This is a genomic window from Pseudoclavibacter soli DSM 23366, from assembly GCF_000423505.1.
Classification (GTDB): domain Bacteria; phylum Actinomycetota; class Actinomycetes; order Actinomycetales; family Microbacteriaceae; genus Pseudoclavibacter_A; species Pseudoclavibacter_A soli.
In genome coordinates this window covers 496,451-508,957 of sequence record NZ_AUIC01000003.1, presented here as the reverse complement: position 1 = coordinate 508,957, position 12,507 = coordinate 496,451, and the positions used below count along the sequence as shown (strand labels likewise).

Annotated in this window: 11 protein-coding genes; 3 read left to right on the top strand and 8 right to left on the bottom strand. The window is 65.1% G+C overall.

Annotated features, from left to right (window positions below; genetic code table 11):
* Nucleotide 1: 1 nt before the first annotated feature.
* Nucleotides 2-859, bottom strand: a complete 858-nt coding sequence (locus G557_RS0102375) for an exodeoxyribonuclease III (protein WP_028244814.1) — start codon at nt 857-859, stop codon at nt 2-4.
* A 211-nt stretch (nt 860-1,070) separates the two neighbouring features.
* On the opposite strand from G557_RS0102375, the gene G557_RS11150 reads away from it, so the two are divergent.
* A complete protein-coding gene (locus G557_RS11150; protein ID WP_051224183.1) occupies nt 1,071-2,675 on the top strand; it encodes an ABC1 kinase family protein in 1,605 nt (534 codons plus the stop codon).
* Nucleotides 2,676-2,679: 4 nt separating this feature from the next.
* Here the strand turns inward: G557_RS11150 and G557_RS11145 are convergent, their stop codons facing one another.
* The 5 genes from G557_RS11145 to sdhC form a co-directional block, all read right to left on the bottom strand.
* On the bottom strand, nt 2,680-3,780 hold the full coding sequence (locus G557_RS11145) for a YihY/virulence factor BrkB family protein (protein ID WP_084626924.1): 1,101 nt from the start codon (nt 3,778-3,780) through the stop codon (nt 2,680-2,682).
* 74 nt (nt 3,781-3,854) lie between these two features.
* Nucleotides 3,855-4,685, bottom strand: coding sequence for a succinate dehydrogenase iron-sulfur subunit (locus G557_RS11140; RefSeq protein WP_084626923.1), 831 nt, complete (start codon nt 4,683-4,685; stop codon nt 3,855-3,857).
* 1 nt (nt 4,686) lies between these two features.
* The gene (sdhA, locus tag G557_RS0102355; RefSeq protein ID WP_028244813.1) at nt 4,687-6,489 is read right to left on the bottom strand and encodes a succinate dehydrogenase flavoprotein subunit; all 1,803 of its coding nucleotides are present in this window, start codon (nt 6,487-6,489) and stop codon (nt 4,687-4,689) included.
* Nucleotides 6,490-6,527: 38 nt separating this feature from the next.
* Nucleotides 6,528-6,983 (bottom strand): succinate dehydrogenase hydrophobic membrane anchor subunit, encoded by a 456-nt coding sequence (locus tag G557_RS0102350; RefSeq protein WP_028244812.1) that lies wholly within the window; start codon nt 6,981-6,983, stop codon nt 6,528-6,530.
* An 8-nt stretch (nt 6,984-6,991) separates the two neighbouring features.
* Nucleotides 6,992-7,369: a succinate dehydrogenase, cytochrome b556 subunit gene (sdhC, locus tag G557_RS0102345; RefSeq protein ID WP_281167709.1), complete on the bottom strand. Its 378-nt coding sequence runs from the start codon at nt 7,367-7,369 to the stop codon at nt 6,992-6,994.
* A 172-nt stretch (nt 7,370-7,541) separates the two neighbouring features.
* On the opposite strand from sdhC, the gene G557_RS0102340 reads away from it, so the two are divergent.
* Both G557_RS0102340 and G557_RS0102335 read left to right on the top strand, forming a co-directional pair.
* Complete coding sequence (locus G557_RS0102340; RefSeq protein WP_028244810.1) at nt 7,542-8,660, top strand: mannose-1-phosphate guanylyltransferase; 1,119 nt, start codon at nt 7,542-7,544, stop codon at nt 8,658-8,660.
* Between the two features lie 77 nt (nt 8,661-8,737).
* Nucleotides 8,738-9,868: an adenosine deaminase gene (locus tag G557_RS0102335; RefSeq protein WP_036960325.1), complete on the top strand. Its 1,131-nt coding sequence runs from the start codon at nt 8,738-8,740 to the stop codon at nt 9,866-9,868.
* A 73-nt stretch (nt 9,869-9,941) separates the two neighbouring features.
* Here the strand turns inward: G557_RS0102335 and G557_RS11135 are convergent, their stop codons facing one another.
* Nucleotides 9,942-11,666, bottom strand: a complete 1,725-nt coding sequence (locus tag G557_RS11135; protein ID WP_051224175.1) for a phospho-sugar mutase — start codon at nt 11,664-11,666, stop codon at nt 9,942-9,944.
* Complete coding sequence (locus G557_RS0102325; protein WP_028244808.1) at nt 11,663-12,484, bottom strand: purine-nucleoside phosphorylase; 822 nt, start codon at nt 12,482-12,484, stop codon at nt 11,663-11,665. The genes G557_RS11135 and G557_RS0102325 overlap by 4 nt, the downstream gene beginning before the upstream one ends.
* Nucleotides 12,485-12,507 lie beyond the last annotated feature (23 nt).

Below are 12,507 nucleotides of genomic sequence, written 5' to 3'. Positions count from 1 at the left end.
TCTACGACGTCGCCCGGCGAGCGTAGTCGACGACCACCGGGCTGTGATCGGTGAATCGCGCATCGTAGGCTGCCGGGCGATCCACGAAGTAGGCCAGTGCGCGTGCCGCCAGCGCCGCGGTGGCAGCTTGATAGTCGATGCGCCACCCGGCGTCGTTGTCGAAGGCCTGGCCACGCCATGACCACCAGGTGTAGGGGCCGGGCACGTCGCCGGCAGCAGCGCGACCGAGGTCGATCCAGCCGAGTCCGGTGCCGAGATCAGTGCCATCGACTCGGGTATAGCTGTGCTCCGGGTCGCCGAAGAACTGGTCGAAGTAGGCTCGCTCGTCGGGCAGAAAACCGGCGCGCTTGAGGTTCGAGCGCCAGTTGCGAATGTCGATGGGGGTGTGACATACATTGAGGTCGCCGACCACCACCGCCAGCTCATGCTCGTCGCCCAGCTCGTCAAGGCGTACCGACATCGCCTCGAGCATGCGATACTTCTCGACCTGTTTCGGGGTGTCGACCTCGCCGGAATGCGCATAGGCGCTGACCACGGTCACCGTCTCGTCGCCGACGCGCAGATCGGTCTCGAGCCAGCGTCCCGAGCTGTCGAAATCATCATCGCCGATGGCGGTGCGGGTGCCAGCGATCTCGATGTCGCTGTCAGGGGCGATCGCCACGGCGACCCCGGCACGGCCTTTCTGGCTGCAGGCATCATGCGCGATCGTCCAGCCGGGCAGCAGGGAGGCGAGGTCGGCATCGGCGGCCCGAACCTCCTGCAGGGCGAGAACGTCAGGGCGCGATGCGGCCAACCAGGCGTCGATGCCCTTGCGAAATGCTGCCCGCACGCCATTGACGTTGATCGTCGCCAGGCGCATGGCCGCGTCGGGGCGGGCGACGGTGCTCGAGAGCTCGGTGCGGGCAGCCTGGCCATTGACGCCCGGTTTGGGTTTGGGCTGCTCGTCGAGCGGCGGCGGGGCGATCACATGAGAGCTGAGTGCGGGGTCGACGGCAGGAGTGGTCATGGCCCCGATTCTACGGCCTGGCACGCGTAGGCTGGTGGCAGCAGGCCGATGAAAGGATGCCCCCATGCCGAACGAGGATCTCGAACGTTATCGCCGGGTCGCCGTGGCCCTCACCCGCCACGGGCTGACCCAGATCGTCGACTTACTGGGGCTCGACACCGGGCTGGTGGCTGAGGTGCGCTCACACATCGAGCCGGGTGGCACGCACAGCTTCGGTGTTGACCTCGCCAGCACCTTCGAGGAGCTCGGGCCGACCTACATCAAGTTGGGGCAGCTGCTGTCGACCAGAGAAGATCTCGTGCCGCCCGAGGTGGCGGCCGCCCTGGCCAGGCTGCAAGATCACACGCCGCCTGCACCGATCGCAGAGATTCGAGCCACCATCGTGGCCGAGCTGGGCGCTGAGCCCGAGCAGCTGTTTGCCCATTTCGACGACGAGCCGCTGGCCTGTGCGTCGATCGGGCAGGCGCACACCGCACGAATGAAAGGCGGCGACGAGGTCGTGGTCAAGGTGCGGCGGCCCGGCGCCGTCGAGCAGGTGCGTGCCGACCTGCGCATGATGCGGCGCATCGCCGAAGAAGCTGATCGCAGCTCGGCCAAGGCACATCAGATCGGCCTGTTGCCATTTGTCGAGCAATTCACCCAGACCACGCTCGACGAGCTCGATTACACACTTGAGGCCGACAATGCCCGGCACTTCGCCGAGATCTATCGTGACGAGCCGCGCATAGTGATTCCGCGAGTGCACCCGAAGTTCAGCACGGCAGCGGTGCTCACCCTCGACCGCATGCGTGGGGTGCGCGTCGACGATGTTGCCGAGCTCAAACGGCAGCACATCAATCGCAAACGCCTGGCTCAGCTGGCCGCAACCACCTTGGTCGACATGGTGCTGGTGCACCGGTTCTTTCACGCTGACCCGCACCCGGGCAACATGTTCGTGCAGCATGGCGGTTCGATCGCGCTGATCGACTTCGGCATGGTCGGACGTGTCACTGAGGCTGAGGCCGCACAGCTTGACGATCTGATCGTGGCCTTCGTCTCGGGCGACGCCGAGCGGCTGACCGATGCGGTGCTGGCGATCGCCGAGACCACACAGGCCCCCGGGCGTCTGTCACTCGAACGAGAACTCGGTGAGCTGCTCGACACGGTGCGCAGCCAGTCGCTGGCCGATGTCGAGTTGTCGAAAGTCGGTCGCCGCATGCTGACCGTGATGCGGCGGCACCATCTGCGGCGCCAGGCACGTTCGATCTGCTGGCGAAACTCGTCTTTCAAGCCGAGGGGCTCGGCCGGCGGCTCGACCCCGAGTTCAGCATGGTGGCACTGTTCGAGCCGTACGCTCAGCAGATCATGCAAGAGCGACTCGATCCCCGTCGCCTCATGCGCAAAGCAGCCAAGGCGAGTGTCGACGCCGTGCGCTTGGGCGTCGAAGCGCCCGTGGCCATCCGCCGCCTGCTCAAGCAGCTGGAGAGCGACGGCATGCGGGTGCAGATTCCGGTGGCTGAACTCGAACCACTTGTGGCACGAGTCGAGCGTCTCGGCAACCGGGTGGTGGCCGGCATGCTGGCCGCTGCGGTGCTGCAGGGCATGGTGCCGCTGGTGCAGGGCATTCCAAAGCTTCGCCGCTGGACGGCGCCGATGCTCGCGATCGGTCTGGTCGCCGGCGGAGCGCTGAGCGGCTATTTGGCGGTATCGTCACGCCCGCGTCGGCTCGAAGACTGAGACGGGTCGGCGGCGGCCTCGTCGGCGTCGGGCTGGGGAGCCACGTCGCTGTCGGCGGTCTCAATGTCAGAGTCGGGCACGTGCACGGGTTGCGGGGTGAGATCTGTGGCCTCGTCGGCCAGTGCCTCGGGCAGATGGTGTCGCCCCCAAAAGCCCAGTGGATGTTCGCTTGCGCGGTCTGAGAGCACGACGGCCAACCAGGCGGCAGAGAACAGAATGACTTGGCTGAGCAAGTTGAACCAGATCAGCAGACCGACGATGGTGGCGAAGCCAGTGAGCAGGGGATTGCTGCCCGCTCCAATGAGTGCGCCGCCGGCGAACTTCAGCAGGGTGGTCGCTGCTCCGCCGGTGAGAGCGACCGGAAGCATGCGCCGCAGCGGCACGGTGATCTGCGCCAGCACACGAAAGATGACGATGAGGATGGCCACGTCGAGAATCAGCGAGACCAGTATGGCGCCGCCGATGACGAGAACTGACCCGACGACGCTGCGCTCATCGAAGCCGAGCGCACCGGCGACTGCCCGCCCCAGACGGCTGCTGACCGCGGAGGCGAATGCCGAGATGACGACGAGGATGCCGAACCCGGCAATGACGGCAAGATCGCGCAGCTGACCAAGCAACGGCTGTTGCGGCAGTGGGGTGCGGCCGAACATGGCGCGCACTCCGGTGCGGGCGCCACCGAGCCACCCCATCATGGTGAACAGCAGCGAGACGAAGGCGATGATGCCGGTCCAGGAAAGTGTCGAAGGCACCGAGTCGAGCGTGGCGGTGGAGATGGCGCCGCCTTCACCAGTGTCGATCAGCCCGGGCACCGACTGCGAGAGATAAGCGATCAGGGTGTCCCAGAGCGTGGCATTGCGAGCGAGCACCACTCCAATCACGCTGAATAAGGACCAGAGGCCAGCGAAAGAGGCGAACAGTGAGCTGTAGCTCATGCCGCCGGCCATCAGCGGCCCACCGCGGCTTTGGTAAAGGCGGAACACGCGTGCGGGGCGGGTCTGCTGCGCCCAGGCCACTAAAGACTGGACGAATCGTACCGGCGCAGGGGAGTCGGACATGCTCACAGACTACGCGACGCGTGCACCGGTGTGTGGGTGCACGCGTCGCGTGAGGGGGTCGATCGAATGAGTGATCAGCGGTGGCCGCGGATGACGGCCTGCTTCACCTCGGCGATCGCCTTGGTGATCTGAATGCCACGAGGGCAGGCCTCGGTGCAGTTGAAGGTAGTGCGGCAGCGCCACACGCCCTCTTTGTCATTCAGGATATCGAGGCGCACCTGCGACTCGTCGTCACGAGAATCGAAGATGAAACGATGCGCGTTGACAATTGCCGAGGGGCCGAAGTACTGGCCGTCGGTCCAGAAGACCGGGCAGCTCGATGTGCAGGCGGCGCAGAGGATGCACTTGGTGGTGTCATCGAAGATCTCGCGATCTTTGATGGTCTGCAGGCGCTCGCGGCCTTCATGCGGCTCTGAGTGAGCCTGCAGGAAGGGCTGCACCTCACGGTACGACTGGAAGAAGGGCTCCATGTCGACGACGAGGTCTTTCTCGAGTGGCAGGCCCTTGATGGCCTCGACGTAGATCGGCTTCTCGATGTCGAGATCTTTGATCAGTGTCTTGCAGGCCAAGCGGTTGCGCCCGTTGATGCGCATGGCATCAGAGCCGCAGATGCCGTGAGCGCACGAACGACGGAACGTGAGTGAGCCGTCTTGCTCCCACTTGATCTTGTGCAGTGCGTCGAGCACACGGTCGGTCGAGTACATCTCGACGTCGAAGTCTTCCCAGTGCGGCTCAGAGTCGACGTCGGGGTCGAAGCGACGGATGATGAACGTGACGGTGAAGGGCTTCACCGACGCATCATGTGCACTCGGAGCGTGCTTCGACCGGTCAGCGGCATCAGCACTGTATGACTCGGCGTGTGCCTTCGACGTGATGTCTTCGGGAGCTTGGGTCGCGGCGGACATGTCAGTACTTCCTCTCTTTGGGCTCGTACCGGGTCAGAACGACCGGCTTCCAGCCGAGGGCGATATGGTCACCAGGCTGCTCTTTGTCGGGTTCGCCAGTGAGCCAGGCCATGGTGTGCTTGAGGTAGTTGGCGTCGTCACGCTTGGGGTAGTCGTCGCGCATGTGACCGCCACGGCTCTCTTTGCGGTTGAGCGCAGCCACCACAAGCACCTCGGCAAGGTCGATGAGGAACCCGAGCTCAATGCCCTCGAGCAGGTCGGTGTTGAATCGACGCCCGTGATCATGCACTGCCACATTCTCGTAGCGCTTGCGCAGTGCTGCCACGTCGACGAGTGCCTGCTGGAGGGTCTCTTCGGTGCGGAACACCTGGGCGTTGGTGTCCATGGTCTCTTGCAGCTCTTTGCGGATCTGCGACACCGACTCGGTGCCGGTGGAGTTGCGCACCTTCTCGAGCAGATCGATGACGCCCTGCTCGGCATGGGCCGGAACCGGCACGAACTCGGCCTCACGTGAGTACTTGACTGCCTGGCGCCCGGCGCGCTTGCCGAACACGTTGATGTCGAGCAGTGAGTTGGTGCCCAAGCGGTTGGCGCCGTGCACCGACACGCAGGCGCACTCGCCAGCGGCGTAGAGGCCGGGCACGACATCTTTGATGTTGCGCAGCACTTCAGAGTTGTTGTTTGTGGGAATGCCGCCCATAGCGTAGTGCGCGGTGGGGTAGACGGGCACCGGCTCGGTCACCGGATCGACACCCAAATAGGTGCGAGCGAATTCGGTGATGTCGGGGAGCTTGGTCTCGAGCACCTCTGCACCCAAGTGCGTGCAGTCGAGCAGCACATAGTCTTTGTTCGGGCCGACACCGCGACCCTCTTGCACCTCTTGCACCATGCATCGCGCCACGATGTCGCGAGGTGCGAGGTCTTTGATAGTGGGTGCGTAGCGCTCCATGAAGCGCTCACCGGTGGAGTTACGCAGGATCGCGCCCTCACCTCGAGCGCCCTCCGTGATGAGGATGCCGAGGCCGGCGAGGCCGGTCGGGTGGAACTGGAAGAACTCGACGTCTTCGAGCGGCAGGCCCTGACGCCAGATGATGCCCACGCCGTCGCCGGTGAGTGTGTGGGCGTTCGAGGTGGTCTTGAAGATCTTGCCGAAACCGCCGGTCGCGAAGATGATCGACTTGGCCTGGAACACGTGAATGTCACCGGTGGCCAGCTCGTAGGCGATGACCGCAGCCGGACGACGCTCGCCGTCGACCTCGTTGAACACGAGATCGAGCGCGTAGTACTCGTTGAAGAACTCAATGCCGAGCTTGACGCAGTTCTGGTACAGCGTCTGCAGAATCATGTGGCCAGTGCGGTCGGCAGCGTAGCAAGAGCGGCGCACCGGAGCCTTGCCATGCTCACGGGTGTGCCCGCCGAAGCGACGCTGGGCGATCTTGCCCTCGTCAGTACGGTTGAACGGCAGCCCCATGTTCTCGAGATCGATCACTGCGTCGATGGCCTCTTTGGCGAGGATCTCGACGGCGTCTTGGTCGGCGAGGAAGTCGCCGCCCTTGACGGTGTCATAGGTGTGCCACTCCCACGAGTCTTCTTCGAGGTTCGACAGTGCAGCGGCCATGCCGCCCTGCGCAGCACCGGTGTGCGAACGCGTGGGGTACAGCTTGGAGATGACCGCGGTTTTGGCGTGCGGCCCGGCCTCGACCGCGGCGCGCATGCCGGCGCCGCCGGCACCGACGATGACCACATCGTACTGGTGGTGGTGCACGGTGTAGCTGCCGTTGGTGGTAGTGGTGGTCTCGGTCATATCAGTCTCTCATCACCTTTGACTTGGGGTGTTCAAATCTACTTGCAGTACTGCTGCCAGGAGGCGGCGAGGCTCGGGTCATCGCAGGGGCTGAAGCCGAAGACGACCCAAGTGCCCAGTACTATCAGCACGCCAGCGGTGGCGAAGATCGCAATGCGCAGCCCGCGAGCGACGCCCTCGCGGGCGACGTAGTCGTTGACGATAGTGCGCATGCCGTTGGCGCCGTGCAGCAGCGCCAGCCACAGCAGCAGGATGTCCCACACCTGCCAGAACGGATTGGCCAGTTTGCCAGCCACAAAGCCCCAGTCGACCTGGTGAATGCCAGAGCCGGTCATCAGGTTGAAGTAGAGGTGGCCGAAGATGAGCACGACCAGCAGCACGCCGGAGCCGCGCATGAACAGCCATGCCGTGCGTTCACGGTTGGAACGCTTGTGCGGCTGGCGGGTGTACCACGTCGGGTTTTTGCGATCGGGCTTCTCGATGGTGACGCTCATGTCTGCTCCTAGTGTCCGAAGACGTTCGCGAGGTGGCGGGGCACGAAGCCGGCCAGAGTGACGATCCACAGGGCGATGACCACCCAGAAGAGCACGGCCTGGTATTTGGTGCCCTTCGACCAGAAGTCGATCAGGATCACGCGCAGACCGTTGAGGGCGTGGAAGGCGATTGCTGCGACCAGCGCGACCTCGCCGAGGCCCATGATGGGGTTCTTGTAGGTGCTGATGACCGCGTTGTACGCCTCAGGTGAGAGGCGGATCAGCGCGGTGTCGAGAATGTGCACCAACAGGAAGAAAAAGATGGCTACGCCGGTGATGCGGTGAAAGACCCAGGACCACATGCCCTCCCGGCCGCGGTACAGAGTACCGGCTGGTTTCGCTGCCACGAACAACCCTCCTTGGTTGAGACGGCCGCCACACAACACGATGGCGTCGGTGTTCTTGATCAGTGTAGACCCGGGGTATGCGCGCATGTGAGTAAGGCGAGCCTAAAAATATATGCTCGACAGACACTTTTCCGACAGGTGTCGCCGAGCCCGCGCTGGTATGGTGTCGCACATGCCAGCGACCTCTGTGCCATCGTCTCATCTGTATGCCGTCATCCCCGCCGGAGGTGTCGGCTCTCGGCTGTGGCCGCTGTCGCGCGCCAGCGAGCCGAAGTTTCTGCTCGACCTCACCGGCACCGGCCGTTCACTGTTGCGGGCCACAGTTGATCGAGTGCTGCCTCTGGTCGGCGCCGATCATGTGCTGGTGGTTACGGGTCGCCGGCATCGCGAGGCGGTGGCAGCGCAGCTGCCCGACGTCAGCGCCGAACACATCGTGGCGGAGAACGAGCCTCGTGATTCGAGCGCGGCGATCGGTTTGGCCGCGGCGCTGTTGGTGCAACATGACCCGGATGCCATCATGGCCTCGTTGCCCGCCGACCATGTGATTGGTGATGAGCCGACATTTCGGGCGGCCCTGCAGGATGCTGCGTCGGTCGCTGCAACCGGACGTCTCGTGACCATCGGTGTCACGCCGTCTCGGCCGGCCACGGGGTTCGGTTACATTCGCTTCGCCGAGGCGCTGACCGAGCCTGCGGGCACCACAGCGCATGCCGTGACGCAGTTTGTCGAAAAGCCGCGTGCCGATGTCGCCGAGTCGTACCTGCGCAGCGGCGACTACCTCTGGAACGCGGGTATGTTCGTCGCCCGTGCGGCTGACCTTCTCGCGTGGCTGGCCCAGACACAGCCAGCGCTGGTCGACGGGGTGACCGAGATCGCCGAGGCCTGGCACACTGATGAGCGACAGCGAGTCGTCGACCGCGTCTGGCCGACGCTCGCACGCATCGCGATCGACTATTCCGTTGCCGAGCCGGTGGCCGCCCGTGGGCAGGTCGCAGTGATTCCGGCACACTTCGACTGGGATGATGTCGGCGACTTCTCTGCCGTGGCGCGACAGGTGCGGCGTCATCAGCCGGGCAACCTGGCGATTCTGGGGGATGCCCAGGTGCTTTCCGAGGGCAGCACCGGTGTGCTGGTCAGTGAGACGGATCGCCTCATCGCGCTGATCGGAGTGCAAGACCTTGTCGTGGTGGATACCGACGACGTGCTGCTGGTGACCACCGGCGATAACACCCAAAGGGTGAAAGAGATGGTCGAGATGGTGCGACAGACCGGCAACGACGGGCTGCTGTAGCTCACCATTGGGTAACGTGACGGCGAACTCTGCCGGCAAGCGGCGCGCCTGTCGGCGGTCTCGGATAGAGTTTTCCCATGAACGCCGCACAGCCCGCATCCGAGTCTTACATCGTCGACGGGGTCGACCTCGTCTCTCTGCCCAAGGTGAGTCTGCATGACCACCTCGACGGCGGCCTGCGCGCCGCGACCATCGTCGAGCTCGCCGAGCAGACCGGCTTTCCGCTCCCCGAGACCGACCCCGATGATCTCGCCGACTGGTTCGTATCCAGCGCCGACTCGGGTGACCTGCCCACCTACCTCACGACTTTTGACCAGACGGTCGGCGTGATGCAGAGCGCCGAGGCCTTGGCCAGAGTGGCGCGTGAGTTCGTCGAAGACAGTGTCGCCGACGGCATCGTCTATGTTGAGGCGCGTTGGGCTCCCGAACAGCATCTGCGTGCCGGGCTCAGTCTCGACGAGGCAGTCGAGGCGGTGGCTGCCGGGCTCGAGGAGGGCGTGCGTGACGCGGCTCTCAACGGTTACCACATCGAGGCAAATCAGGTGCTTGATGCGCTGCGGCAAAACGACCGGGCGCTCGAGATCGCCAAGCTTGCCGTGCGCCATCGCGACGCCGGTGTGGTGGGCTTTGACATTGCCGGCCCCGAGCTGGGGTTTGCGCCCAGCCAGCACCAAGAGGCCTTCGACTACTTGGCGCGAGAGTTCTTCCCCGTGACCGTGCACGCAGGCGAGGCCGACGGCATCGAGTCGATTGTGTCGGCTCTCGTCGACGCTCGGGCCCTTCGCCTGGGGCATGGCACTCGACTGCTCGACGACATCGAGCTGCTTGACGGTGACGATCCAGATGAGACCATCGCCGTGCTCGGCGATGTGGCGGCGTGGGTGCGCGATCGAGGCATCGCCATCGAGGCGAACCCCTCGTCGAATCTGCAGACCGGCGCGTGGGTGGGGCCTTTCGACGAGCATCCGCTCGATCTGCTCTACCAGCTCGACTTCAAGGTGAGCGTCAACGTCGACAACCGCCTGCAGTCGAACACCACGCTCACTCAAGAGCTGGCACGGGTAGCCGATGCCTTCGAGTACGGGCTCGACGACCTCGCTGTGCTGACGCTCAACGCGGCAGAGTCGGCGTTCATTCCGGCAACTGATCGCCAAGACCTCGCCGACCGCATCATCGCCGCCTACGACCTCGCACGCGCCGAGCGCTGAGCCCCGGCGGGTGCACTGAGCCTGCTCGGGTGCACTGAGCTCTGCGCGGGTGCACTGCGCCAGCGGCACTGAGTCAGAGGCTCAGGTGCTCCCGCCACCAAGCGGCCAGCTCGGCCAACGCCTGAGCGTTCTCGGCGTGAGCCTGCGCCGCATCGGCGGCAGAGCTTGAGACGTCGAGGTAGATCTTCAGCTTGGGCTCGGTGCCTGACGGGCGCACGATCACGCGTGAGCCATCGCTCAGGTGGTACCGCAGAATATCAGCCGGGGGCAGCCCGTCGAGTCCGTGGGCGAGGTCTTCTGCCTGCTCGACGGTGCGGCCCGCGATCTGAGTAGGCGGCTGGTCGCGCAGCTCCTGCGTTGCCTGCGCGATCAGTGAGACATCAGCCACTCGCAGCGACACTTGGTCGCTGGCGGCGAAACCATACTCAGCGCCGATACGGTCGAGCGCTGCGGCAACGGTCTCGCCCTGTGAGCGCAACCGGGCGGCCAGCAGCAGGAAGATCGCGGCTGCTGAGATGCCGTCTTTATCGCGCACCAGCTCGGGGTCGACGAGATACCCCAGCGCCTCTTCGTAGCCAAAGACGAGGTTCGGCACGCGGTTGACGTATTTGAAACCGGTGAGGGTCTCGACGTGAGTGAGACCGTAGTGGGCGGCGATGCGCCCGAGCAACGGGCTCGACACCAGAGATGCTGCAAGCGCACCGGGCGTGGCCTGTGGGTGTTCGCTCGCCAGCAGATCGCCCAGCAGCCAGCCGACTTCGTTGCCGGTCAGGCGGCGCCAGCCGGCTTCAGTGTCGGGCGCAGGGATGGCCACAGCGAGACGGTCGGCATCGGGATCGTTGGCGATGATCAGCTCGGCTCCCGTGGCGCGAGCCTTGGCGAATGAGAGATCGAGCGCACCGGACTCCTCGGGGTTCGGGAAGGAGACGGTGGGAAAATCAGGATCAGGAGCGATCTGCTCATCGACGATCTCGGGAGCGGTGATGCCCAGACGCTCAAACAGCAGCCGTGCAGTCTCCCAGCCCACGCCATGCATGGCGGTGTACACGAAGGGAATCTCACGGGCATCGCCCGGTGCGCGTCGAGCGATCGCCTCGGCGGTCTGCGCCACGTAGGCCTCGAGCACGTCATCATCGAGCACGACATAGGCCTGTGACCGAGGCAGCTGGTCGACGGTGAAGTCTCGCGCGATGCCGTCGATGTGGGCGGCGATGTGCTGGTCGGCCGGGCTGATGATCTGAGAGCCCTCGTCTGCTCCGCCGAGGTAGACCTTGTAACCATTGTCTGCGCCAGGGTTATGGCTGGCGGTGACCATGACGGCCGCAGCTGCGTCGAGATGGCGCAACGCGAAGGCGGTCACCGGAGTGGGCATGGCCCGCGGCAGCAGAAGTGCGTCGACTCCCGCTGCCTGAGCGAGCTCGGCAGTGTCGCGAGCAAAGATTTCGGAATTGTAGCGGCCGTCGTAGCCGATGACCAGCTTGGGGCGCTCGCCGGCGGGGCCATGCTCGACGAGGTAGGCGGCCAAACCTGCGGCGGCTTGTGAGACCAGCACGCGGTTCATTCGTGCTGGCCCGGCGCCCATCTCTCCGCGCAGTCCGGCGGTGCCGAAGGCGAGGCGGTGGTCGAAGCGTGCGTGCAGCTCGGCGGTTGCCTGCGCATCACCGTTCGCCGTGCGCTCGATGAGATCGGCCAGCTGCTGTGCGGTCTGGCGATCCGGGTCTTGGGCGCGCCAAGCTTCGGCACGCTCCAGCAGTTCGGCCTCGGCCTCAGCGGCCGACGGGTTCTGGTCTTGCGTCATGCGATCTTCCCAACGATGTCTGCGAGCAGTTTCGTGATCACGGGGGCGGCGCTGCGGCCGGCCTCCATCACCTCGGCGTGACTCAGCGGCGTCGCGGAGACGCCTGCTGCCAAGTTCGTGACCAACGACAAGCCTAGGACCTCAAGGCCCTCGGCGCGAGCTGCGACCGCCTCAAGCGCGGTGGACATGCCCACCAAGTCGGCTCCGAGGGTGCGCGCCATGCGCACCTCCGCAGGGGTTTCGTACTGTGGCCCACGGAATTGGGCGTAGACGCCCTCGGGCAGTTCGGGCGCGACTTCTCGAGCCAGGCTACGCAGGCGTGCGGAGTACACCTCGGTGCAGTCGATGAAGCGCGGCCCGCGCAACGCCGACTCGCCTGTGAGATTGATGTGGTCTGCGATGAGCACGGGTGTGCCAGGGGCCAGCGCTGGGTCGATGCCACCGCATCCATTGGTCAGCACCACAGCGTGTGCGCCCAAAGCAGCGGCTGCACGCACCCCGTGAGTGACTGCGTCGACACCGAGCCCTTGATACAGATGCGTGCGCGCGCCGATGACCAGCACGGTCTGACCGGCTGCGCTGCGTACCACCGTGACGCGACCTGAGTGGCCGGGCACTCCTGAGACGTGAAAGCCAGGCAGCTGCTCGGCAGCGACGCTGGCCACTGTCGTGCCGATCAGATCAGCGGCTTGGGTCCAGCCGGAGCCGAGCACTACTGCGAGGTCGACACTGTCGAGACCGGCGGCCTCGCGAAGAACTGCGGCGGCTCGGGCAGCCAGCGCCGCAGACGGGTCAGAGGGAGACTGCTGAGCTGTCATACTGGTAACGATAGGCGATGGCG